Source organism: Fodinicola acaciae, from assembly GCF_010993745.1.
In the GTDB taxonomy this organism is placed as follows: Bacteria; Actinomycetota; Actinomycetes; order Mycobacteriales; family HKI-0501; genus Fodinicola; species Fodinicola acaciae.
The window spans coordinates 874,798-897,818 of record NZ_WOTN01000001.1 but is presented as its reverse complement, the minus strand read 5'-3'; the positions used below and the strand labels follow the sequence as shown (position 1 = coordinate 897,818).

The 23,021-nt window shown below is 69.9% G+C and carries 19 protein-coding genes; 4 read left to right on the top strand and 15 right to left on the bottom strand.

Annotated features, from left to right (window positions below; all coding sequences use genetic code 11):
• Positions 1–485: 485 nt before the first annotated feature.
• Positions 486–869 (bottom strand): winged helix-turn-helix transcriptional regulator, encoded by a 384-nt coding sequence (locus GNX95_RS04110; protein ID WP_163505813.1) that lies wholly within the window; start codon positions 867–869, stop codon positions 486–488.
• 87 nt (positions 870–956) lie between these two features.
• Here GNX95_RS04110 and GNX95_RS04105 point away from each other — a divergent pair, with 87 nt between their 5' ends.
• From GNX95_RS04105 to GNX95_RS04095, 3 genes are read left to right on the top strand one after another with little or no spacing between them, the layout of a single operon-like run.
• On the top strand, positions 957–1,808 hold the full coding sequence (locus tag GNX95_RS04105) for an SDR family oxidoreductase (RefSeq protein ID WP_163505812.1): 852 nt from the start codon (positions 957–959) through the stop codon (positions 1,806–1,808).
• 39 nt (positions 1,809–1,847) lie between these two features.
• Positions 1,848–2,363, top strand: a complete 516-nt coding sequence (locus GNX95_RS04100) for a DUF5134 domain-containing protein (RefSeq protein WP_163505811.1) — start codon at positions 1,848–1,850, stop codon at positions 2,361–2,363.
• An 11-nt stretch (positions 2,364–2,374) separates the two neighbouring features.
• Positions 2,375–3,199, top strand: a complete 825-nt coding sequence (locus GNX95_RS04095) for a hypothetical protein (RefSeq protein ID WP_163505810.1) — start codon at positions 2,375–2,377, stop codon at positions 3,197–3,199.
• Here the strand turns inward: GNX95_RS04095 and GNX95_RS04090 are convergent.
• Genes GNX95_RS04090 through GNX95_RS04025 form a run of 14 tightly spaced genes read right to left on the bottom strand, consistent with a single transcriptional unit; the run spans position 3,189 to position 20,756 of the window.
• Positions 3,189–3,830: a sugar transferase gene (locus GNX95_RS04090; RefSeq protein ID WP_163505809.1), complete on the bottom strand. Its 642-nt coding sequence runs from the start codon at positions 3,828–3,830 to the stop codon at positions 3,189–3,191. The genes GNX95_RS04095 and GNX95_RS04090 overlap by 11 nt on opposite strands.
• A complete protein-coding gene (locus GNX95_RS04085; protein WP_163505808.1) occupies positions 3,831–4,496 on the bottom strand; it encodes a PIG-L deacetylase family protein in 666 nt (221 codons plus the stop codon).
• A gap of 28 nt (positions 4,497–4,524) precedes the next feature.
• The gene (locus GNX95_RS04080; protein WP_163505807.1) at positions 4,525–5,541 is read right to left on the bottom strand and encodes a methionyl-tRNA formyltransferase; all 1,017 of its coding nucleotides are present in this window, start codon (positions 5,539–5,541) and stop codon (positions 4,525–4,527) included.
• Between the two features lie 16 nt (positions 5,542–5,557).
• The gene (locus GNX95_RS04075) at positions 5,558–8,632 is read right to left on the bottom strand and encodes a metallophosphoesterase (RefSeq protein WP_163505806.1); all 3,075 of its coding nucleotides are present in this window, start codon (positions 8,630–8,632) and stop codon (positions 5,558–5,560) included.
• Positions 8,629–9,915: an oligosaccharide flippase family protein gene (locus GNX95_RS04070; protein ID WP_163505805.1), complete on the bottom strand. Its 1,287-nt coding sequence runs from the start codon at positions 9,913–9,915 to the stop codon at positions 8,629–8,631. The genes GNX95_RS04075 and GNX95_RS04070 overlap by 4 nt, the downstream gene beginning before the upstream one ends.
• Positions 9,912–11,177 (bottom strand): O-antigen ligase family protein, encoded by a 1,266-nt coding sequence (locus GNX95_RS04065; protein ID WP_163505804.1) that lies wholly within the window; start codon positions 11,175–11,177, stop codon positions 9,912–9,914. Before GNX95_RS04065 ends, GNX95_RS04070 begins: the two co-directional genes overlap by 4 nt.
• Before the next feature lie 2 nt (positions 11,178–11,179).
• Entirely contained in the window at positions 11,180–12,400 is a 1,221-nt protein-coding gene (locus tag GNX95_RS04060; protein ID WP_163505803.1) for a phosphotransferase family protein, read from the bottom strand.
• Positions 12,397–13,827, bottom strand: a complete 1,431-nt coding sequence (locus GNX95_RS04055) for an RtcB family protein (RefSeq protein ID WP_163505802.1) — start codon at positions 13,825–13,827, stop codon at positions 12,397–12,399. Before GNX95_RS04055 ends, GNX95_RS04060 begins: the two co-directional genes overlap by 4 nt.
• Positions 13,818–14,978, bottom strand: a complete 1,161-nt coding sequence (locus GNX95_RS04050; protein WP_163505801.1) for a glycosyltransferase — start codon at positions 14,976–14,978, stop codon at positions 13,818–13,820. The genes GNX95_RS04055 and GNX95_RS04050 overlap by 10 nt, the downstream gene beginning before the upstream one ends.
• The gene (locus GNX95_RS04045; protein WP_163505800.1) at positions 14,975–15,952 is read right to left on the bottom strand and encodes a hypothetical protein; all 978 of its coding nucleotides are present in this window, start codon (positions 15,950–15,952) and stop codon (positions 14,975–14,977) included. Before GNX95_RS04045 ends, GNX95_RS04050 begins: the two co-directional genes overlap by 4 nt.
• The gene (locus GNX95_RS04040) at positions 15,952–17,442 is read right to left on the bottom strand and encodes a nucleoside-diphosphate sugar epimerase/dehydratase (protein ID WP_163505799.1); all 1,491 of its coding nucleotides are present in this window, start codon (positions 17,440–17,442) and stop codon (positions 15,952–15,954) included. The genes GNX95_RS04045 and GNX95_RS04040 overlap by 1 nt, the downstream gene beginning before the upstream one ends.
• Complete coding sequence (locus GNX95_RS04035) at positions 17,432–18,622, bottom strand: DegT/DnrJ/EryC1/StrS family aminotransferase (protein ID WP_163505798.1); 1,191 nt, start codon at positions 18,620–18,622, stop codon at positions 17,432–17,434. The genes GNX95_RS04040 and GNX95_RS04035 overlap by 11 nt, the downstream gene beginning before the upstream one ends.
• The gene (locus tag GNX95_RS04030; RefSeq protein WP_163505797.1) at positions 18,619–19,494 is read right to left on the bottom strand and encodes a glycosyltransferase; all 876 of its coding nucleotides are present in this window, start codon (positions 19,492–19,494) and stop codon (positions 18,619–18,621) included. The genes GNX95_RS04035 and GNX95_RS04030 overlap by 4 nt, the downstream gene beginning before the upstream one ends.
• Before the next feature lie 38 nt (positions 19,495–19,532).
• Complete coding sequence (locus tag GNX95_RS04025; RefSeq protein ID WP_163505796.1) at positions 19,533–20,756, bottom strand: hypothetical protein; 1,224 nt, start codon at positions 20,754–20,756, stop codon at positions 19,533–19,535.
• A gap of 442 nt (positions 20,757–21,198) precedes the next feature.
• Between GNX95_RS04025 and glmS the strand changes: the two genes are divergently transcribed.
• The gene (gene glmS, locus GNX95_RS04020; protein WP_163505795.1) at positions 21,199–23,016 is read left to right on the top strand and encodes a glutamine--fructose-6-phosphate transaminase (isomerizing); all 1,818 of its coding nucleotides are present in this window, start codon (positions 21,199–21,201) and stop codon (positions 23,014–23,016) included.
• The last annotated feature ends 5 nt before the right edge of the window (positions 23,017–23,021 follow it).

Sequence of the window (23,021 nt, the reverse complement as noted above, 5' to 3'; positions counted from 1 at the left end):
AAGCCACCTCACCTGCATTGTCAGCCACAGTTGTCACACCAGCACCACCCCAGCCGCCGCTCAATGTTCGCATGGCCCCCATACGTGCGTCAGACGCACGCATGGCGTCCCTACTACCAAAAACACAAACCGACAAGACGGTCATTTAGCGCTACAGCACGACCGTTGGCATCCAGCCTGACGGGTTGCTTCCCATACGTGACCTGGAGAGCCCGGCCTCGCCCGCAAACCGCCGCCCGCACCCCTCGTGCACACCGATTGGCGTTCCCGCGCCCCCTCCCTTGAGGTCGCCCTCCGCGCAGGAGCGCCCGCCGCGCAGGCGAAAACCCAACCATCCACCCACGCAACAACCAGAAAACCCACCCCAACGCAACAAATCAGAAACTCAACTACCCCAACACAACAGGAGACGCACCACGTCCCCGCCACATCTATCGCCCCCGCGAAACCCGACACGGCCTCAACACCCACCACCACCGCCCCGGTCAGGAGGCAGCTTTGGCTGTGTCGTACGCATTCTGTGCGTCGAGAACTCCTGGCATCAACGACTCGGTGAGCTCGATCAGCTCGATCAGCTTGTCGGCGAGCCGCCGTCCCGGCTCGGTCAGGCTGTAGTCGACGCGCGGCGGGATGACCGGTTGGGCGTCCCGGCGTACGAACCCGTCGCGCTCGAGCGCGTGCAGGGTCTGCGCCAGCATCTTCTCGCTCACGCCGTCGACGCGGCGGCGCAATGCGTTGAAGCGGAGCGTGCCGTCGCGCAGCGCGACCATCGCCAGGATCCCCCAGCGTCCAGTGACGTCCTCCAGCGCCTTCCGCGACGGACAGCCACGCGCGAAGACGTCGAAAAGGAGCCGGTCGAACTCTTCCATGCGATCCAGGTTACCTCGCGGCGGACTAGCTAGTACTTTCCAATAGTTAGTACTATCCAGACGCAAGCATCGAGCTGAGGAGTCCACATGATCGTCGTCACCGGAGCCAGCGGCCAACTCGGTCGGCTGGTCGTCCAGGGCCTGCGAGCCAAGTTGCCGGCCGACCAGATCGTCGCCGCCGCGCGCAGCACCGACAAGGCCGCCGGCCTCGGCGTCGAGGTGCGGCACGCCGACTACAACGACCCGGCCACGCTGGCCACCGCGTTCGCCGGCGCCGACAAGGTGCTGCTGGTCTCCAGCAACGAGGTCGGCAACCGGGTCGCGCAGCACACCGCCGCGGTCGAGGCCGCGAAGCAGGCCGGCGTACGACACCTGATCTACACCAGCGCTCCCAAAGCCGACGACACCGCGCTCGTCCTGGCGCCGGATCACAAGGCGACCGAGGAGGCCATCCGCGCGTCCGGTCTGCCCTACACGTTCCTGCGCAACGGTTGGTACACCGAGAACTACCAGGAAAAGATCGAGCAGGCGGTGCGCGACGGGTCGTTTGCCGGCAGTGCCGGTGACGGTCGGATCGCCAGCGCGACGCGCGCCGACTACGCCGAGGCGGCCGTCGCCGTGCTGACGACCGACGGTCACGAAGGCAAGGTCTACGAGCTGTCCGGCGACCAGACCTGGACGTACGCGGATCTCGCCGACGCCATCGGCGCCGCCGCCGGCCGTCCGGTGACCTATCGCAACCTCACTTCGGACGAGCACCGCGCCGCGCTGGTCGAGGCCGGCCTGCCGGCCGAGGTCGCCGGCTTCGTGGTCGCGCTGGATGGCAACACCGCCGACGGACTGCTCGGTGAGACCAGCGGTGACCTGCGCCGGCTGATCGGCCGGCCGACCACCCCGTACGCCGAAACCGTCGCCGAGATCGTGAAGTCTGTCGGCTGACTCCGATGATTTTCCCGGCCGCCGCCGGTCGGTATGGTCATGCTCATCGAATGGGTGTGGACTCTCGCGTTCCTGGCGGTGGCCGGCCACTGTGTGGCCCGGCTGTCCGTCGTACGCGATGGCGGTGCCGCGCGGACGCACTGGGTCGCCGACGCGGTGATGGCGGCCGGCATGGCCGCGATGGTGTCTCCGGTCGGCGGCCCGATTCCGCTCGCCGGCTGGGAAACCGCGTTCGTCGTGGCGCTCGGCTGGTCGCTGGTCGCCGCCTGCCGGTCGGAGCCGCTGCTCTGGCTGCGACAGGCGGTCGCGGCAGCCGCCATGCTCTACATGCTGGTCACCACCGGCACACACCACGGGCAGGTGATGTCAGGGCCACCCGTGGTCAGCGTGCTGCTCGCGGCCTATTTCCTGGCAGTCGCCGGCTGGTCGATGCTGCCTGTGGTCGGCCTCCGGGCCGCCGTCGCGGGCGGCGCCACCGGCGTACTCGGACCGCGTGTGGTGTCCGGATGCGAGGTGGTCATGGCCGCCGGGATGGCCGTCATGCTGCTGCACTGAGACGAGGGACCATGGCCGCACGCTGGTGGTGGGCGGTGCCGGCGATCGCCGTGGCCGGCGCCGTCGTCATGCTGTGGCCCGCGCCGGCGCACGGGCCGTCCCGGACGCCACCGTCCGCGAGCGCACTTCCGGCATTTCGCAAGGCACCGCCCGGTTTTCTCGCGGCCATCATCGACACCGTCGATCCGGCGACAAAGCGATACGGATACACATTTGTCGACGCCACGCCGTCGCAACTGTCCGCCGTGTCGACCGGTCAGCGCGCGCTCGTGTGGCTCGGCGGATACGACGACAGCCGTTGTGCCTGGAACTGGACCGACACGCAGCTGCGAACGACATTCGCGAACTTGCCAAAGGATGCCCGAGTCGCCGGCTATTTCGTCGCGGACGAACCCAACAGCGACGGCCACTGTCCCGCCGCCGCACGGCAGGTCCAGACCCGGTCCGCACTCGTACGCGCACTGGACCCCGACCGGACGCATTTCACGCTGGTCAATGTCGACGACCCGACCCAGTTCGGTGCCTTCCGCGACAGCACCGACGTGCTGTCGACCGACCCGTATCCGTGCCACGTCGGCAAACCCTGCGACTGGTCGCAGATTCCGGACTACGTCAACCGGTTGCGCGCTGCCGGCGTGAAGCGCTACATGGGGATGCTGCAGGCGTTTTCCGGAGGAGACTGGCGCTGGCCGACCGCGGCCGAGCTGACCAGGATGATCGCGCAGTGGCAGCGGTCCGACTGGATCGGCGAGCTGACTTTCTCCTGGTCGTACGCCGGCGGCTCGCTGCGCGACCATCCGGATCTGCTGGCGGTGCTCGGCCGGCTCAATCCCTGACCGACCGGCCGCGACGCAACAGGATCCGGCCGGTCTGGCCCAGCAGCATCAGGTCGCGCCACGGCCCGCGCGCGGCCAGGTAGTCCAAGTCGAGCCGGAGCTTGGGATGCAGCTGGCTGCGTACGTAATGCTGCTCCGGATCGGCCGCCAGGTTGAGGTCCTCGGACTGCGTGTCGGCGAAGAGCAGCGCACCTGGTCCGAGTACGCCGGGCCGTACGCGCAGGAGCATGCGTTCGGCCGGCGTGTAATAGCCGATGAACCGCTCGACCTCCGGCCGGGGGCCGAAAACCGTCAGCTCGCCGCGCAGCAGGTTGACCAGCTGCGGAAGCTCGTCGAGCCGCGCGGCGCGCAGCCAACGGCCGAACGGCGTCACCCGCGGATCGGCCGTGCCGCTGACCAGCGGACCGATCCGGTCGGCGCCGACCGTCATGCTGCGCAGCTTCCAGATCTGGAAAAGCCGCTCGTCACGTCCGACCCGCCACTGCCGATAGATCACCGGCCCCGGACTGGAGAGCTTCACCCCCACGGCAAGCACGACGTACAGCGGAAACAGCACGACGAGACCGATCACCGCGATCATGACGTCGACACAGCGCCGCGACGCGGTGTCCATGCGCAACGAAGGATCCATTCAGGTCACCTCTCGCAGAAGTTGGAAAGGCTCGGCGGCGGCACGGCCGATCCGGCTTCCCCAGAAACCGGCGCGCTCGCGCAGGGCACGCAGCGACCGCGGATGCGGATAGTCGCGCAACTCGCTCTCGTAGCACTCCATCGCGGCCAGCTTGTCCTCGAGTGTTTCGCTGATGTCGACGAAAACCGTCGGCGCGAACGCGGCGGCGTCGGCCGGCCACGCCCATTCGGTGGACGACGGCGTTTCGAAGACCGCGAACCGCTTGAGCCGCGGCAGGACGTACGGCCGGCAGGCGGTCCAGGTGGCGCGCGCGACGACGCAGTGGTCGGCGTTGACGTCCTGCGGAAAGTGCGTGAGGACGATGTCTGGCCTGAGCTCGTCGACCACCGCTTCGATTCGCTGGGTCACGTCGATGAGCGGGATGGCGTCAAGGCGCTGGTCCGGCAGCGCCAGATCGCGTACGGAGGACAGGCCGAGAACGTCACCGGCTCGCCGCGACGACTTGGCCAGGACCGAGGCCATTCCGTGCTCGTACCGGCTGGTCGCTCCATCCGCGACGATGATCGCGTGTACGTCGTCGCCTCGACGCACCCACAATGCCAGCGTCCCTCCCGGTCCGAGCAGTTCGTCGTCCGGATGGGCCGCGAGGACCGCGACGATGCTCATCGATTCGACACTCCTTTCGTCGGAAACGTCAGGCCGGCAGCCGCGCGGGGTGCGGGCCCAGGCCGAGGGCCCACCTGGAGATGGCCGTGGGTACGGCGTCGAACCGCGTACCGACCGCGGTGCCGGTCCGCTCGCACCAGCCGCGCGCCGACCGGGATTCCTCGCCAGGCACCGCCATCCGGGTCACCAGCACGCCGCCGTCGCGAGTCGCGACCAGCATCGCGCTGTCCTGGAAGCCGAGGATCGTGCCTGGCTCACCTCGGCGCGTCCCGACCGCCGGCAACTGGGACGCCAGCACCATCGCGCGGCGACCGCCGACGCTGGTGAACGCTCCCGGATAGGGAAAAGTCAGCGCGCGGATCCAGTCGTGCACCGCGGCCGCCGGCCGGTCCCAGTCCAGGACGCCCATCTCAGGCGTACGTTTGGGCAGCGGGTCACCGAGAGCTGGTGGCTGCCGGCGCCGCGGAGCGGTGCCGGCCAGCAGTGCCGGGAGATGGGCCAGAAGCATGTCGGCGCCGAGCGCCGCCAACCGCAGATAGACGGAGCCGCAGGTGTCGTCCTGGCCGATCGGCACTGGCCGCTGGTCGACGATGTCTCCGGTGTCGACGCCGGGGTCGAGCATCATCATCGTGTTGCCGGTGACCTTCTCACCGCGCAGGATGGCCCAGTTCACCGGCGCGCGTCCGCGGTTGCGAGGCAGCAGCGAGGCGTGGAAGCCGACGGTGCCGTGGCGTGGCACGGCCAGCAGCGCGCGGCCGATGAGCCGCGTCCAGCCGACCACGACGAGCAGGTCGGGCCGGAGCCGGCGGACGGTGTCGACCATCTCCGGCGCGTTGGCGTTGTCCGTACGCAGCACCGGGACGGAGTCCGGTATGAGGCCGTCGAAGTCCACCGCACCGGCGAGCCTGGCGCGGCCGGCGTCGGTCGCCGTGATCACGGCGGCCACCTCCGCCAGCGGCGAGCCGAGCAGCGCCGCCAACGCCGGCCGCGCCTCGTGTACGGCCCCGACGAACACGATCCGACCCGGCTTTCTGTTGTCTTCCACAAGATCCTCCAAGGATTCAGCCGGCTGACCGGAAGACGGCGCAGACCGCGTACCAGTCGGTGGACGTGCCGAGGGTGAACAGGCCGTTCTGGTCACCGGCGGCGGCATTGATCACGTCGGCCGACGCGCTCGCGCCGGAGGGCGTACGCATCGTCAGGCCGACGCCGTTGCTCGCGCCTGGCGTGATGGTGCCGGGACTGGAACCGGTCGTGACGGCCGCGAAGACCAGCGCGCCGGCCGGTGCGGCCGCCGCGCCGGAGTCGACGGCGGTGCCGCGACCGCCGCCGGACGCCGAGGCCAGCAGGCTGGCGCTCGTGGCCACCCCGCCGTAGTCGTTCACCACGCCTTGCAGGTAGGTCGCCGAGTCCGCGGACACCGTCACCGTCACACCGCTGGCCGCGGCCGCCGAGTTTTCCTTGTAGTAGAGAGAAATGTCCCCGGAACCCGAGGAGAACGTGGTGCCGGGGACCCGCGTCCAGGCGCCGTTGACGTCGTCGGTCACCTGCACCGGCCCGGACGAGTCGTATTGCGCGAACCAGCCGACCAGCAGGTCGCCGGCACGCACCGGCGCGGCCAGCCGGGTCGTCGCCGAGGTTACCCGGCTGCCGGTGCTGAACATCGCGGCCTGGACGAAGCTGGCCGAACTCGCCGGGACGGTGACTCCGGCCGGCGCCGACGCGACCGACCGGTTGTTCGCCGCGTCGAAAGCGACCACCGTGTACGAATAACTAGCGCCGGCGGCCACCGTGTTGTCCACATAGGACAGTTGGGACGCGCCGGTGTCGCCGAGCAGGACGCCGTCCCGATAGACGCTGTAGCCGGTCACGGCCGTGTCGTCGGCGGCCGCCGACCAGGTCACGTTCACCGAGCTGGCGCTGGTGGCGGTCGCGGTCACCCCGGTCGGTGCCGACGGCGCGGTGCTGTCTGCGTTGGAAGCGGGCAGGAGGACCGCGCTGGCCGCGTACCAGTCGGTCGCCGTGCCAAGCGTGAACGCGGCTCGCTGCGGACCGGTCGTGGTCGCGATGGTGTCGGCGGTCAGCACCGAGTTGCCGGCTCGTGCGGCGCGTACGGTCAGCGTCCCGCCGGCCGTAACCGTGCCCGGTGTGCCGCCGGTGATCATCGCGCCGTAGACAAGCGATCCGGCGGGCGCGGTCGCCGTCGGACCCGAGTCGGCGGCCGTGCTGTTGCCTTTCCCCAGCGCGTACGTCGTCAACGCGCCGGCGACCGCGGTCCCCCAGTATTCGGACGCCGTCCCCTCCAGATACGTGGCGGAGTCCGCGGTCACGTTGACCGTCAGGCCGGCCGGCCCGGCCTTGGCGGCTTTCACGTAGTAGAGCGCCACATCGCCGGAGCCATTGGAAAACGTCTGGCCGGCGATCCGTGTCCAGGCGCCGTTGACGCTGTCGCTGACATCGACGGGCCCGGTGGAGTCGTACTGGCCGAACCAGCCGATCAGCACGTCACCGGCCCGCACGGGCTGGGTCAGGCCGACCGTCAGCGAGGTCGCGCGACCGCCGGTCGCGTTGACCGCCGACTGCACGTACGTCGGTGCCGGTGCCGGCGTGGTGACCGACGCGGCCACCGAGGCCGGTGACCGGTTGCCGGACCCGTCGATCGCGACGACCGTGTACGCCATCGTCGTCGACGCCGGCACGGTGGTGTCCACGTACGAGGTCTGGTCGCCGCGTGCGGTGCCGACCGCGACGCCGTCGCGGAGGACCTCGTACGAGGCGACGCCGGCGTTGTCGGTCGCGGCGGTCCAGGACAGGTCCACCTCACGACCGCTCGGCGCGGTGGCGCGTACGCCGGTCGGCGCGGTCGGCGCTGCCGTGTCGGTGCCGCAGGCACGTGCGCCATAGTCGCCGGTCACGCCGGAGACGTCGGTGAAACGGTACGTCGCGCCAGCCGGGTTGAGCTCCAGCTTCATCGCACCCCAGGCGTTGGCCGTGGTGTCCAGATAGGCCGCCAGCCGCGGATCGTGCGTGACCAGCGGGCTGATCCACTGTCCGCCGGTGCCGGCGACCAGCTCGGTGACGCCGGTCGGGGTGACGTTGCCGTCGCCGTCCATTGGCTGCCAGCGCTGGTAGTTGTGCGAGTGGCCGTTCAGCACGATCGGCACGTGGTAGGTCGCCAGCAGCTGCCAATAGGCCCGATAGTCGGTCGCTTCCTCGTCGGTGTCCCCGCTGTAGAACGGCCGGTGGAAGTAGACGAGTGTGCACGGCTTGGTGTTTTTACTGAGATCGTTGGAAAGCCACTGGTACTGCGCGGACGTCGTGGCGCCCTGGTTGAACTCCCCCGTGTTGTCCAGGCTCACGAAATGCCAGTTGCCGATGCTGTAGCTGTAGTAATGCGGAATGCCGCCCCAGTAGGTGAAATACGGCTTCGCCGTCGGGTCGGTTTCGTATTCGTGGTTGCCGATGGCCGGGTTGCTGATCGACCGGAACCTGTCATAGAAGCTGCCGTTTTCGCCATACCAGTTGGGATATTCCTCGGTGGCGCCGTGGCCGTACACGTCGCCGAGATAGAGGAACAGGTTGGGGTTCCAGCCGCCGATCAGGGTGGCGACCTGCTTTTCCGCGGTCAGGCCGGAGGCGCCGTCGCCGGTCGAGGCGATCACGAGTGGCTTGCCGACCGGCGGAGTCGTGCCGCTGGTCGGCCGGAACGGCGCCGGACCCGGCGGTGGCAGCTGCAAACCGACCGACAGCCGCAACGCGACCGGGTTGGCGGTGTAGCCACCACTGAAGGCCACCGCACCTCTGAGCGTGTGGCCGCCGAAGCCGTACAGATAGGTGTGCAGAGTGAACGAATACGGGCTCTGCGCATCGAAGAGAAGGTATTTGCCGTCCATCGTGTACGTGATCCCGTTGACCGACGGCGCGGTCCCGCTGATCTGCACGGTGGCGGTCACCGCGACCTTGCCGGTGACCGCCGCGTTGTTGGCCGGAGCGGTGATGCACAGCGTCACGCTGAATCCGGCCGGCGCCGCGGTCGTCCCGCAGGTCGGTGTCGCCGCGGCGCTCGGTGAGGCGGCCGGCAGCGTCACCAGCGCGAGTCCGACCACGGCGGCGAACGCCAGCTTCCTGAGCGTCATGTCCTTGCTTCTTTCGTTCTGTGATGCGCAAATCGATAGCTCAGGATCGAGAGCAGCGTGGTGGTGACGGCGTACGCGACGCTGGAGGCGACGGCCGCGCCGACGGCGCCGTACCGGGGGATCAGCAGAAGATCGAGCGCCACCGTGACGACGACCCCGACGCCCATCCCCCACGAGTTCGCACCAGGACGGCCGGTGCCACAAAGAAAAGCCGACGACACCGCCGCGGCGCCTTCGACGGTCAGGCCGATCAGCAGCAGACAGGCGGGGAGGACCGCCGGCCGGAAGGCGTCGCCGTACAGGATGGGGAGAGCGATCACCGCGGTGACGGCGAGTACGGGGGTCGCGGCCACCGTGAGCCCGGTCGCGCGCGGAAGCAGCCGCCGCAGGTCGAGGCTGGCGGCGGCCGGCTCGGCACGTGCGAACCGCGGATAGAGCACGTAGTTCAACGCGGTCGCCGGCAGCCGCATCAGCTCGGCGAACTTCGAGGCGATGGCATAGATCCCGAGTACGGCGGGTCCGGCGATGGCGTCCAGGACGAGGAAGTCCAGCCGCAGGTTGACCAGCCAGAGCAGGTTGCCGAGCTGGCCGCGCGCGCCGAAGGCCACCACGTCGCCACCGAGCCGCGCCGACGGCTTGGCCCAGTCGTCGAAGAATCCGGTCTGTCCCAGCCGTCCGACCGACACGATGGTCGCGACTACGCCGCCGAGCAGCATGCCGCCGACGACCGCGGTGATGCCACTGAAACCGAGCAGTAGCGCGGCACCATACGCCGGCAAAAACACCAGCTCCTCGCCGACGATCACCAGGTTGGCGCCGCGCATGTCGGCCATCCCCTGGCAGCACGCCTTGGCCCAGACGGTCAGCAGCTGCGTCACGACGGTCGCGCCGGCCAGCGCCAGCAGCCAGAGCGGTACGGCGGAGAAGAACAGCCGGTGCGCGAGCGGCGCCGCCGCCAGCCAGACCAGCAGACCCAACGCGGCGCCGGCCACCGCCAGCACGGTGAGCGTCGGCCGCAGCCGCCGGTCCTCACCACGTCTTCCGGACAGGAAGTACGCCGAGGCCACCGGCAGGCCGGCGCTGACCACGACGCCGGTCAGCCACGGCAGCACGCGCAGCAGGGCGTACTCACCGACCACGGCCGCGCCGGCCAGCCTGGCGACCAGCAGGCTCGCCAGCGACAGGCAGAGCAGCGCGGCACCCTGCGCGACGAGATTGGCTAGGGCCGACCGGCGACCCAGCGTGGAGACCGGTCGGGGCGCGGCTTCGGCGCGATGGCTCATCGCGGGCCTCCAGGTGCCGGCGTACGGCGCGGATCCAGTGGCATCGCGAGCACCGCGACCAGCGCGAGCAGCAGCCAGACGTATCGGAAATGCAGCACCTCGTAGTACGCGCTGGCCACCGCCATCGCGAGCAGCCCGGCCACCACGCCGACCGGCCGCGGGATCTCCGTCGGCGGAGCCCGCAACGCCACGGTCGCGCGCCACGCGGCGACTGCCGCCAGCAGGACGAACGCGAAGGCGCCGAGCGGTCCGCGTTCGATCAGCGCCGCGAGCAGGTCGTCGTGCGCCTCCTTCGCGTACGGATACTGCCGGTCGGCCAGCAGCTGCTTGGTCGTCGAAGGACCGGATCCGAGCAGGCCGGCAGTGGCGTACAGCTGCAGCGACTCGGTGATCAGCGCGGTCCGTTGCGCGCTGCTCGCGTTGCTTCGGCCGAGCGAGTTGACCAGCAGCGGCTGGCCGGAGTCGCGGGCCCAGACCTGGATCTGGCCGAGCGAGGCGATCAGTCCGCCGGCGGCCATGCCGGCCGCGAGCACCACGGCGATCACCGGCACGAGGCCACGGCGGCGATAGATCGTGACCAGCAGGAGCAGGCCGGCACCCGCCGCGAGCTCGATCATGCCGCCGTTGGACTCGGTCAGCACCAACGACCAGGCCAGCAGCAGATAGCTCAGCCGCCGCAGCCACCGGTTGGCCGGATAGCCGGTGGCGAAGACGAGGAAGATCGAGCTGACCCAGTACGTCGCGGCGTAGTTCGGGTCGCCGAAGGTGAACAACGCTCGGTTTCCTTCTCTGGCAACGATTCCCTCGATCGCCGTCAATCCCAGCAGCGAGGCGCCGACCAGTACGCCGGCGTAGATCGTCGCGGAGACCGCCCAGGCCCTGCTGATCACCCGGAGCGCACCTGGTTGTCGGGCGACATTGACGATCGCGACGCACCACGCCACGAGTACGGCGTCCTGGACCAGCGGCAGGATGGTGACCTGCGGCAGTGGGCCGAACAGGCCGGACAGTGCGCCGGCCAGGATCGAGACAGCGACCGGCAGCACATACGGCGCGCGCAGCCGCAGGCCGCTGGTGCTGGCCCACACCGCGGTGGCGAGCAAGGCGAGGAGCAGGAAGACGTCGACCGGCGAGCTGTTGCCGGGCCCGGCCGGATGCAGGATCGGCTGGAACACGACCGACGCCGTCACGGCCAGCAGCGCGGCCCGCTCGGCCGTGCCACGCGGCGCGAGCAGCTCCGGCCGAGGACGTACGTCCAGCATCGTCAGGCCGCCTTCGCTTCGGCGAGCCGGTTGAACAGCTGGATCTGGCGGCTGGCGAAATCCGGGTCGGCGGACTCCGCGGCGATCGCGGCGACCTCGGCCAGCGCGGCGTCGCGACCAAGCTCGGCCGGCACGCCAAAGCGGCGCAGTCCGGTCGTGAGGAAGCGGCGCACGAGGTCCGGATACCAACCCGAGCCGTCCAGTGCGTACGCCACACCGGCGCCGAACTCCCCCGCCACCAGCCCCGGATGGCCGCGTACGCGCCGGCCGGGCCGCGTGTGACGGTCCAGGTAGGACGAGTAGCCGACGGCGAAGCGGGCCAGGTCGCGGACCGGGTTGCCAGCCGCCCGCGACCATTCCCAGTCGACCACACCGGACACTCGGCCGGCGGTGAGCAGAATGTTGCCGGGCCAGAAGTCGCCGTGCACGACTGTCCGCGGCACGCCGTAGCGACCCATCCGGGACTGCAGGGCGTCGAGCTTTGCCAGACCGTGACGGTCGCGCAGCGCCTGGACCGTGTCGTCGGGAAGGCCCATCGGCGCGGCGCCGTCGGCGGTGGCGGCGCGTACGGCCGCCAGCCAGCGTCCGGCGGCCGCGAAGTCGGCGCGTACGGCGCGCGGATCGGCCGTGTGACCGGCCCGGTGATAGTGGACAAGCATCGGCACCCCGGGTTGGCCGGTCGTGACCAGCACCGGAAGGCCGTCGTGATCCAGCACCTCCACCACGGCAGGCACGTGACGGCGAAGGTCGCCGAGCGACAGCCGCGCGATCGCGGCCAGCCGGTCGGCCTCGCGCCGTACGCGGCTCGCCGCCGCCGGCCCAGACGGCAGTTTCGCCGCGAGCACCGGCCATCGCTGGTCGTGGTCGAACATCAGGACCACGCACCTGGTGTCGGGGTCGTGGCTGTGGTTCAGCACCGCGACGCTGACCCCAAGCGCGGCCACGAACTCGGCGAACTCACTGCGTACGGCGGCGTGCCTGTCGAGCGCCGGCATCAGCCGCCAGCTGGCCGGCGCGCGCATCACCTGTTGCGCGGCACCGAAAACCCAGCCCGGCAGCCGCGATCCCGGCGGCGCTGTCAACAGAGCGGTGCGGACGTACGACCGCACCTGGCGCTGGTTCTCGGCGATCACCACCGGCCGGCGCCGGGACGGCAGCGTGACGAAAGGCCGGTCCGGCAGCACACCACGCCACACCTGTGGTGCGGCCACGGTGGCGGTCATCGCAACACCGCGAACGGACGTAGTCGCGCGACCGGACGGACCAGTCCGTTGCCGGACAGGATGCCGAGGGCCTCGTCGACGCCTTTGTCGTCCAGCTGTGGCACGTCCTGGTGGTCGGCGTCGGAATAGCCGAAGTTCATCGTGCGCCGGCCATACGGATCCAGACCCGATCGACCGTCCCGTTCGAAGGCGCTGATGATGCTGCCGGTGCCATGGCAGGCGGTGTAGAGGCTGCGGTGTGCCCGCGGCGCCGGCACGCAGATGAACGACGAGGTGCGGTTCGTACCGGGCACCAGCAGCGGTTGGCCGGTCTCGGCGAAGGCCGGATGGCCGGTCATCAGCTCCGGCGTCCAGGCGCGTGCCGCGTTGTGCCGGTGGACGTACGCCGTCTCGCCGCCGACCGTCTCCTCGTAGACGGAGTTGTGCGGCGAGTCGACGACCAGCCTGATCCGCGCGCCGAAAGCCTCGCGCGCGAACTGCCGCAGCATGGCGTAGGTCGCCAACCGGTAGGCGAAGCCGTAGTTCATCGACAGGCGCTGTGCGAGCAGGATGCGGCGGCCTTCGTCGCCGTCGACCGGGATCGACGGACAGCCGGCGCGGAAGTACGTCTCGTATCGCCGCCGCGCGTCCGCGAGGCCGCCGGCGCGCAGGTGCGCGAGCGGCTTGGCCAGCGCCATCTCCGTGCGGAGCATCCGCGAGGCGGACTTGCGACGGGCGTACATCTCGCCGATCTGGCCGGTCAGCACGCCGCCGCCGTTGTGGTATTGCATCGTGACCTGCCCGGCGTGCAGGCCGAGCCGGCCGGCGATCTCCGGCTCGAGGATCTCCTCGACCTCCTGCAGTTCCAGGAAGTGCGTGCTCGGACCGATGGTGCCGAAGCGCAGCCGGGCCAGCTGAACGCAGATCCACGGCAGCTCCTTGCGAGCGCGTACGGCACCGCCGAGCTCGTCGACCGGCAGCCGGCCGAACTCCTCGACCCGGTCCAGGTCTGCGCGGTCGATGCCGAACCGCTCGACCGCGAAGTCGGCGCCCTCGACGGCCGCGCGCAGGACCTCCTTGCGGCTCAGCTCGAACCGCCAGCCGGGCGGATTGGGAAACCGCTCGCGTACACGGCGATAGAAGTCGCTGACCGCGGCCACCGCCGGCTTCGGGATGTCCAGCGTGGCCAGCGCCATGCCGCAGTTGAGCGCGGCGTCGGTGAGCGTCGGCCGGATCGAGCCGCGAGTCGCGACCGCGATGCTGGACGGCATCTCCGACTTGTTTTTGTGGCAGAAGTCCGGAAGTACGACCGGTGGCGCGGCCAGGTCGGCGGTGGCCGTGCCGTCGCGGAGCCGGTCGAGCAGCGCCGGGTCGGCCGGCATGACAGCGCTGTCGAACACGGTCAGGTCGTCCGGCCGGTTGGGCCGGCCGATGATGTCTACGCGCATGTTGGCTCCTTGATCGAATGCACCCGACTCCGGCCGGCTGCATAGGCCTCGACGAGCACGTCGGCGAGGCTGTGCCCGGTGTGGCGCTCGCCGAGCCGGGCCTTCGCGGCGCCGGCCATCCTGGCCGCAGCGGCCGGATTATCCAGCAGGTAAGCCAAAGCCGCGGCGAGCTGGCGCGGATCCTCCGGCCGTACGAGCAGGCCCGTCTCACCGGGGACGACCACGTCGGACACCGCGTTGACCGCGGTCGCGACCACCGGGATCCCGCAGACCATCGCCTCCACGATCGCCACCGGCAGGCCCTCGTATCGGCTCGGCAGAGCGAAAACGTCGAAGGCCGGCAGCAGCTCCGGCACGTTTGCGCGCTCGCCGACGAAAGTGACGCCGGCGGTTGCCTTTTCGGCCAGCCGGCGGACTTTCTCGGCCAGCTCGCCGCCGCCGATCCACACGCCGCGTACGCCCGGCCGGTTGAGCGCGACCATCGCCGCTACGAAATCCTCCGGCGCTTTTTGATAGGCCAGCCGGCCGACCGCGCCAACGACGGGCACGCCGACCGGCAGTCCCAACGCCGCACGCGCTCTTGCCGTGGATGCCGGCGTACGGACCGGTGCCGTGACGTCCACGGTCACGCCGATGGTGCGTATCCGCTCCGGTGCGACGAGCCGGCGGCGGATCGCCTCGACCGCCACGTTCGTACCGACGCACAGCGCCACGTCGGTGAACCGGCCGAGCCGGCGCTCGATGTGGACGTACGCCGACCGCCGCGCGGCCGACTGGAACTCGTGGAACGGAAAACCGTGGAACGTATGGACAATTCGCGGCACGCCGGCGCGATGTGCCGCCAGCCGGCCGATCGCGCCGGCTTTCGCGCTGTGCGTGTGCACCAGGTCGTAGCCTTCGCGACCGATCACCTCGGTCAGCCGGCCGAGAGCCCGCAGGTCGTCGCGTGGTGAGATCGGCGCGCGCAGGCTGGGCTCGACGATGACGTCCAGGCCGGCGTCGGCGGCCTCCTCCAGCAGCCGGTCGCCGCTGCCGGCGATGATGCTCACCTGATAGCGGTCCGGGTCGAGCGACCGCGCACCACGCAGTGCGACGACACCTGCGCCGGCCTCGAACCGGGTCACGACGGTGGCGACGCGCAGCACTCTCATGCCGGCACTCCCGACCCGGCCAGCAGCTCGCCCAGTCCGATGGTTGGACTCGCCGCCAGCGTGATTTCGGTGGCTGGCAAGCGATCGGCCAATCCGGCGGCGACCGCGGCCACCGGCGGATGGACCGGACCGACGCCGGTCCCCATCGCCAAAGTCGCCGCGAACGCCCAATAGCGACGCAGCTCACCGGCCATGTACGTGCCGGCGGTCAGGACGCCGGCCGCCGCCTCCGGCGCCAGGTCGCGTACCACCGGCGACGCGCTGTTTCCCCGACGCAGCACGACAATCCGGTCCGGCCACAGACCGTCGACCCGGCCCGGCAGCGAGAGCTCGCCGCGGCCGTACGCCATCCGCCGACCGCCACCACCGGCCACGCGTACCGGCTCGACCACGCCGTAGGCCTCATCGCCGGCGCTGACGCAGAGGTTGTCCGAACATGCCTGGCCACCGTTTTCGACGGCCTGCAACAACAGTGTCGAACGCCCGACACCACCGGGGCCGACCAGCAGCGGTGTCGCCGCACCGACGGTCACCGCGGCCGCATGCAGCGGCACCGCGCCGGCGCGTCCGGCCCACCACATCGCCGGATATTGCAGCAGGACGGCCCGTGCCAGCAGGTGAAATCTCGAGCGCAACAGCAACGCCGCGAGCCGTTCGCGATGCGGCGGTCGCCATCGCGCCTGCACTGCGAGTTCTTCCGTATCGGCGCAGACATGCAGGTCAAAGCCGGATCCGCAGGCGTTGTGCAGGACCACCCGGCCCTCTCGCCGGTATGCGCCACGGGTGAGCGGTTCCCATCCGGTCGTGTCGAACGCGGCTCGGTCGTGGGACACGGTCACGCGGATGTCGGCGTCGGTCAGGTACGGCACCGGCCGCCACGCGCCGTCGCCGGCCTCCAGCAGCAGCCGCGTCAGCGAGCGGTCGGTGCACTGCACGACCAGTCTCGACCCGGCCTGGACCATCGACGCGCGCATCAGAAGTCGTCCGGGTAGAAGTCGCCGAACAGTCCGCTGGCCGCCGGGACCGCGAGCGTCGGTGGTGTGTATTCCGGCACCAGGTCCGCCAGCAGCTTGCGCGTGTCGTCCGGCAGATTGCTGGCGGCCGCGTCGTACAACCTGGCCAGCTGGTCGGCGAAGTCGGGCGGCAGCGCCACCCCCTGGGTGGCCGAGATCCGCGGATGGCCGGTCGGGATCCGTTCCTCGGCGTCGCTGAACAGGTCCTCGTTGAGCTTCTCGCCGGGCCGCAGACCGGTGAACCGGATCCGTACGTCGGACACGCCGACATGCATCGCGTACGCCTCGACGAGTGAGACGATCCGCACCGGATCTCCCATGTCCAGCACGAAAGTCTCGCCGGCCTCGGCCATCGCGCCGGCCTCCAGCACCAGCCCGACCGCCTCCTCGACGGTCATGAAGAACCGGTCGACGTCTGGGTCGGTGACGGTCACCGGCTGGTGCGTCGCGATCTGGTGCGCCAGCGTGTGCAGGAAGGAGCCGCGGCTGCCGAGCACGTTGCCGAAGCGGACCGAGGCGATGCTGGTGGCGCCGCCGGCGCGGCTGCGTACCAGCAGCTCGGCCAGCCTTTTGGTGGCCCCCAGCACCGAGGTCGGCGCCGCCGCCTTGTCGGTCGAGATCAGCACGAACCGCTCGGCGCCGTGCTCGACCGCCGCGTCGATCAGGTGGGCCGTGCCGAGGACGTTGGATTTCACTCCTTCACAGGGATGGCGCTCCAACAGCGGCAGGTGTTTGTGCGCCGCCGCGTGAAAAACCACCTGCGGCCGGAAGGTCGCGAACACCTGCCGTACGCGCGCCTGGTCCCGGATGTCCGCGACGATCAGCTCGTCGGTGTCGAGCAACGCCTCGCCGCTGACCTCCAGCTGCAACCGGTGCAGGTTGGACTCGTCGTGGTCGAGCATGAACAGCGCGGCCGGCCGATAGGACCGGATCTGCCGGCACAGCTCGCTGCCGATCGACCCGCCGGCGCCGGTCACCAGGACCCGCCGGCCACGGACGGTGGCCTGGGTCGCCGAGCGTACGACGTGCACCTCGTCGCGGCCCAGTAGCGAGGCCGGTGGGACCTCGCACAGGTCACCGCCTCTGGTCTCCCGCTGGACGGCGGCGTGGAACGAGGGCAGATAGCGGACCCGGCAGCCGCTGCGGACCGCCGACCGCATCAGCTCGCCGAGCTCGATCGGCGGCAGAGACGGGATCGCGACGATCACCACGTCGACGCCGTGCGCGCGTACGACCCGCTCCACCTCGCCGAGCGTGCCGAGCACCGGCAACCGGTCGACCCGCGACTTCTCTACGTCGTCGAGAAAACCGATGGGCGACAGTCCGTATTCGGGGCTGCGCAACAGATCCTGCGTCAGCGTGCGGCCGGCGTCACCGGCACCGAGGATCAGCGTGCGGCTTCCCCGCGGCTGGGTGACCGGCCGGCGCCGCCACCAACGGTCAGGCACCATGATGACCTCCTGTCCGGCGCCCCAGCGCCGCGACATGGGCCACGACCCGGTCAACGTCCACATCGGACAGTTGCGGATGCAGTGGCAGCGAAAGAAGTTGGTCGGCCACCCGGTCGGCGACCGGCAGCCGCGGTCGGCCGAGGATCCGCCGGAAGTGGTCGAACTGGTGGACCGGCACGAAATGTACGGACGTGCCGATGCCCCGTTCGGTGAGCCCAGCGATCAGCTCGTCGCGGCTGCGCCCATAGTCCGGCCCGACCCTGATCACGTACAGATGCCAGGCGTGTGCGCCAGTTTTTCGGCGCGGTGGCAGGACAATGCCGGGCACGTCGGCCAGCGCCGCGTCGTAACGGGCCGCCAGCCGCGCTCGACGCCGTTGCCAGTCGGTGAGGTGGGTCAGCTGGGCCCGGCCGATCGCCGCCTGCAGGTCGGTGAAGTTGGCCTTCATCCCGTCCGAGTCGACGGCGTAACGCCAGCCGCCGCCGGGGTGATAGCGGCGCCAGGCGTCCCGGCTCATGCCGTGCTGGCGCATCTCGCGGAGCCGGCCGGCGAAGTCGGCGTCCGCCGTGGTGACCGCGCCGCCCTCGCCGATCGGCAGGTTTTTGGTCGCGTAGAAGCTGAAACAGGTCGCCCGCGAGACCGTACCGACCGGCTCGCCAGCCACCGCGGCACCGAGTCCGTGCGCGGCGTCCTCGACCACGCGGTCCAGCGGCAGGCCGGCAGCGGCCGCGATTTCCCTTACCTCGACCGGAAAACCGGCCATGTGCTGGATCACCATCGCGGCCGGGCGTACCCGCGTCGCGGCCTCCGCGACCGTCTCGGCGTTCACCGTGAGGGTCGCCTCGTCGGTGTCCACCAGCACCGGCCTCAGTCCACTGTGGACGATCGCGTGGACGGCTCCGCAGAAGGTCAACGTCGGTGTCAGCACCGGCGCGCCGGGCGGCAGTCCGAGGGCGCGCAGGGACAGCTCGATCGCGGCCGTACAGGAGCTGACGGCGACCGTCTCCGCCGCGCCGACCCAGTCACCGAGCTCGCGCTCGAAGGCGACCGTCTGCGCGCCGGCGGTCACCCAGCCGCTGGACAACACCCGGACCGCCGCGTCCCGAGCCTCCGGACAGATGTGACAGTTGGCGTACGGAACACCGGCCTCTGCGTGCTCCGGCTCGGTCGTCCGGGTCATCCCCGACCACCTCTGCGGCCACCGATCGAGGAGGTCAGCACCTGCTCGTACACGCGCAGCAGACCGCGCGCGAGCCGCCGCAGCTCACGGCGAGCCTGGTCGCCGCGCACGACCGTCGTGCGGCCCGGCGACGCGTCCAGGTGCGCGCCGACCGCGTGCGCGACGGCCGCCGGCCGCGGTGGCACGACGTATCCGTTCCGCCCCGGGATCACCAGGTCGGCGGCGCTGTCCGTGGTCACCGCGACGACCGGGACGTTCATCGCCAACGCGGCGGCGGCCGGGTTGCAGGCCAGCAGGTCGCGGCCGGTCGCCACGAACAGGTCCGCGGCGGTGAGCAGGCCGGCCAGCGGCTCGTCTCGCAGCGGAAGCACCATCACGTCCGGCCGGTCGAGGCGCTCGATCGCCGCGCACCAGTCGTCGTCCGGCCCGGACGCGCACACGACCAGCCGTACGCCCGGCCGCAGGCCGAGCCGGTCCCTGACCTGCGACCGGCTGGCGCTTTCCCTTGCCGTGTCGGAATACAACGGCGACACGACCGGTACGCAGTGCACGCGTTCGCCGAGCGCGAGCCGCGCGGCCACGACCAGCCGGGCCGCCGTACGGCCGTGTGCGAGCAACATGCTGTCGGTGCCGCAGCGCCGGCGTTGTCGCCGGACCCACGACCGGTCCGCGACCAGGCGGCCATAGCGGAGCGGCACGCGCTCGACGGTGTACACCCGGTGCGCCGACGCCGGCCGCGTCGTCACGTCGCCGACCGTGTGGACGATGTCAGCCGGCCGGCCAGGCCCGGCGAACTCGATCCGGCCGACGCCGGCCAGCAGACCGGCGGCCAGACGCACCGCCGCGCCAAGACTTCCGTCATCGGTTTCCACGCATACCCGCGGTAAAACTCCCCCCACCGATGTCACGCCTACGTCACTCCTCTGCCTGTCGGGCCGCCGAGTACGCCGATCACCGGCCAGCCGGTGATCTCGGAAAGATCCGCCACCCGACGCAACTCCGCGAACGACGTTCGCTTGGCGACCAGTACGAGCAGGCCATACCGGTCGGTGTCCGCACCACCGTCCACTTCGGACAGTGTCAGCACGCGCAGTCGGTCTGCCGCGATGTCCGCGACGACCGGCAGCGTCATGGTCACGGCGGTGTCGCTCAGCTCGGTCTCGCGACGGCCGTTGGAAGATGGTCGCCGGTCGCTCGTCACAGCCAGCCCCGCCGGTTGCCGGCTGCCGAGTTGCTCGGTCAGCATCGCGGCCAGGTCGACAAGCCGCACCGTACCGGCTTCGGCGGTGAGGACCAGCGCGCTGACGCCGCGCCTGGCGGCCGCTCGCCGGATCCGTACCATCGCCTCGTGTGCCGTCGTGGACCGGACGTCCGGTTCTGTCCCGTCACGACGGCGTTTTCCCGGGATCACACCGAGCAAAGGTGCGCCGATCTGTTCCGCGAACGGTCGCGCACCTGACACGGTCGGCCGCAGGACTTCCAGCAACGTGGCCAAAAGCAGTCCGACCACCAACCCGACGACGGCGGCCAGGCCGGCGTCCGTGGACAATCCCGACGGCACCCGGAGGCTGCCCGAGGGCGGCGAAATGACCGCCGCAGACCCACCGGTGACATTGGTGACCTGCAACTGCCGGACCGACGAGGCGACGTTGCCGATTTCCTCGTCCAGCGTGGCGAGCTGCGCGCTGAGGCCGGCTTTCACCACAGGATCGGTGGCGAGCTGCAGCTTGGTCGCCACGTCCTCGCGCTTCTTGACCGCGGCCGACTGGGTGTCGAGCAGTTGGGTCATCAACGCGGCCGTCTGGTTTCCGGAGCTGTTCAGGAATACCACCACGGAAAGGCCGATTCTGCTGACCAACCGCTCCGCCACGGCGGGACTGGGGTCGGTGACGGAAAGATCGAAAATGGCCGAGCTTCCCAGCCGCGCCACATTCACCTCGTGCGCGGCGACGGCAACCGCGGACCGGTTGGTCACGCCGGCTTTACCAATCGCGTCCTTGACTATTGCCACACTGGTGGCGATCCCCTTGACCCGGTTGAGAACCGAATCGGCTTCGGTGTCCGAACCAGGCGGCGTACTCGACGCCTGGATTCGGGCAGTCGCCACGTATTCCGGAGTTTTGCTGATGTCCATCGTCGAAACGGCGGCAATGGGGAGCAGCAGGCAAACGACGAGGACTCGCCAATGCGCACCGACTATTCGGCGTACCGCCTCGTTCACTTCCATAGGCAGCAGAGCCCCGTTCGCACTCCGGCGAGAAATCATGGAATGGAGCATGCTCTTGTCGCCCGCATTCCTGCGCTCGGACGACCGGGCCGACTGTTTGGCCCGCTCAGCCGGCGACTGGGGACCAAGGCCCCTAGCTGGCGTACATCTGCCGTTCACCGGCTGCTCACCTTGGTGAGGTCTGGCTTTCCGGCTCGGTGTCCGAAAAGAACCTCAATGACTTTCCTGTGAAACCAACCAAACGAACGTCCGCGGCGATAGGGCCTTATGTCTCTGGACCGTTGCGCCGACCAGGCGCAGGATCACCGGCAGCTGTCACCGTCCCATCCGTCGAGGAGACGCGGAACCAATGTGTGGAATCGTCGGCTACGTGGGTGCGCGAGCGGCCGCACCGGTTTTGCTGGAGGGTCTGCAACGGCTGGAATATCGCGGCTATGACTCGGCCGGCATCGCGTTGCTGGACGACTTCTCGCTGAATGTCAGGAAAACCGCCGGACGGGTCGCGAGGCTGCGGCAGCTGGTGCCGGACGGTCTGGCCGCGACGCTCGGCATCGCGCACACCAGGTGGGCCACGCACGGTCCGCCGACCGAGGTAAATGCGCATCCGCATGTCGATGCCGGCGGTCGGATCGCCGTGGTGCACAACGGAGTGATCGACAACGCGACGGCTCTTCGCAACGAACTCACCGCCGCCGGCGTACGACTCGTGTCGGAAACCGACAGCGAGGTGCTCGCGCACCTCATCGCGCTGACTTCCGCGCGTACGCTGGAAAGCGCGGTGCGCCAGGCGTTGCGACAGGTCGACGGCACGTTTGGACTGCTGGTTGTCGATGCCCGCCGGCCCGGCGAAATCGTCGCGGCCCGCCGCGGCAGCCCGGTGGTGTTGGGGATCGGCGACCACGAGATGCTGGTGGCATCCGACACCGCGGCGCTCGTGCGGCACACTCAACAGGTCGTCTATCTCGACGACGACGAGCTCGCGGTCGTACGGCCGGACGAGTTTCGCACCGGGACGCTGGACGACCGGCGTACGACCAAACATCTCACCGTGATCGAGGCACCGGCCGGCGACGACGTGCTCGGCGACCACACCGACTTCATGCACAAGGAAATGCACGAACAGGTCGACGCGGTCGACCGGTGTGTCCGTGGCCGGCTGGACGAGAACGCCGCCACCGCGCGGCTGGACGGTTTACGGCTGGATCCGCGGCAGTGCCGGATGATCCAGCGGGTCACCCTGATCGGCTGCGGTTCGGCGTACTATGCCGGACAGATCGGTGCCAACCTGATCGAGGACCTGGCGCGCATTCCGGCCCGCGCCGAGCCCGCGTCGGAGTTTCGCTATCGCAATCCGGTCGTCGATCCGGACACGCTTTACATTGCCGTCAGCCAGTCCGGTGAAACGCACGACACGCTCGCTGCCGTACGCGAGCTGCAGCGCAAAGGTGCCAATGTCGTCGGCGTGGTCAACAATGTCAGCAGCTCGATCGCCCGCGCGTGTGGCGCGGGGGTGTTTCTGCACGCCGGTACGGAAATGTCGGTGGCGGCGACAAAGTCCTTTACCACGATGGTCGTCGCATTCGCCTTGATCGCGGTCAAACTCGGTCGCGTACGCGACCTTCCGGCGACCCGCGCGGCCGCGCTGATCACCGCGCTGCGGCTGTTGCCCGGCCAGATCGAGACCGTCCTCAAACAGGAGGACGACATCGCCGAGATCGTCCGGCGTTATCGCGACGCCCGTCACCTTTTCTACGTCGGACGCGTACGCGGCTGGCCGGTGGCGCGCGAAGGCGCACAGAAACTCAAGGAAATCTCCTATCTGCACGCCGAGGCGTATCAGGCCGGCGAGCTCAAACACGGCCCACTCGCCCTGATAACGCCACAAATGCCGACCGTCGCGATCGTGCCGGACGATGACCTGGTCGCGCGCAACCTCGCCACCATCGAGGAGATCAAGGCGCGCGGCGGACCGGTCATCGCGGTCACCTCGGCGCGACTTCCGGCCGGCCTGGCCGATGCCACCATCGAGGTGCCGGCGACCGAGCCGGCGCTCGACCCGGTGTTGCCGTCCGTCGGGCTGCAGGTTTTGGCCTGGTGCTGGGCTCACCAGCTCGGCCGCGAGGTGGACCGGCCGCGCAACCTGGCCAAGAGCGTGACGGTGGAATAGCCGGC

Excerpts from the sequence above, each read along its gene's own strand:
- glmS (WP_163505795.1), top strand. The coding sequence starts at position 21,199 with ATGTGTGGAATCGTCGGCTACGTGGGTGCGCGAGCGGCCGCACCGGTT.
- GNX95_RS04090 (WP_163505809.1), bottom strand. The coding sequence starts at position 3,830 with ATGGATCCTTCGTTGCGCATGGACACCGCGTCGCGGCGCTGTGTCGAC.
- GNX95_RS04100 (WP_163505811.1), top strand. The coding sequence starts at position 1,848 with ATGCTCATCGAATGGGTGTGGACTCTCGCGTTCCTGGCGGTGGCCGGC.
- GNX95_RS04110 (WP_163505813.1), bottom strand. The coding sequence starts at position 869 with ATGGAAGAGTTCGACCGGCTCCTTTTCGACGTCTTCGCGCGTGGCTGT.
- GNX95_RS04050 (WP_163505801.1), bottom strand. The coding sequence starts at position 14,978 with ATGAGAGTGCTGCGCGTCGCCACCGTCGTGACCCGGTTCGAGGCCGGC.
- GNX95_RS04085 (WP_163505808.1), bottom strand. The coding sequence starts at position 4,496 with ATGAGCATCGTCGCGGTCCTCGCGGCCCATCCGGACGACGAACTGCTC.
- GNX95_RS04065 (WP_163505804.1), bottom strand. The coding sequence starts at position 11,177 with ATGCTGGACGTACGTCCTCGGCCGGAGCTGCTCGCGCCGCGTGGCACG.
- GNX95_RS04095 (WP_163505810.1), top strand. The coding sequence starts at position 2,375 with ATGGCCGCACGCTGGTGGTGGGCGGTGCCGGCGATCGCCGTGGCCGGC.
- GNX95_RS04070 (WP_163505805.1), bottom strand. The coding sequence starts at position 9,915 with ATGAGCCATCGCGCCGAAGCCGCGCCCCGACCGGTCTCCACGCTGGGT.
- GNX95_RS04025 (WP_163505796.1), bottom strand. The coding sequence starts at position 20,756 with ATGGACATCAGCAAAACTCCGGAATACGTGGCGACTGCCCGAATCCAG.
- GNX95_RS04045 (WP_163505800.1), bottom strand. The coding sequence starts at position 15,952 with ATGCGCGCGTCGATGGTCCAGGCCGGGTCGAGACTGGTCGTGCAGTGC.
- GNX95_RS04040 (WP_163505799.1), bottom strand. The coding sequence starts at position 17,442 with ATGGTGCCTGACCGTTGGTGGCGGCGCCGGCCGGTCACCCAGCCGCGG.
- GNX95_RS04055 (WP_163505802.1), bottom strand. The coding sequence starts at position 13,827 with ATGCGCGTAGACATCATCGGCCGGCCCAACCGGCCGGACGACCTGACC.
- GNX95_RS04060 (WP_163505803.1), bottom strand. The coding sequence starts at position 12,400 with ATGACCGCCACCGTGGCCGCACCACAGGTGTGGCGTGGTGTGCTGCCG.
- GNX95_RS04075 (WP_163505806.1), bottom strand. The coding sequence starts at position 8,632 with ATGACGCTCAGGAAGCTGGCGTTCGCCGCCGTGGTCGGACTCGCGCTG.
- GNX95_RS04105 (WP_163505812.1), top strand. The coding sequence starts at position 957 with ATGATCGTCGTCACCGGAGCCAGCGGCCAACTCGGTCGGCTGGTCGTC.
- GNX95_RS04035 (WP_163505798.1), bottom strand. The coding sequence starts at position 18,622 with ATGACCCGGACGACCGAGCCGGAGCACGCAGAGGCCGGTGTTCCGTAC.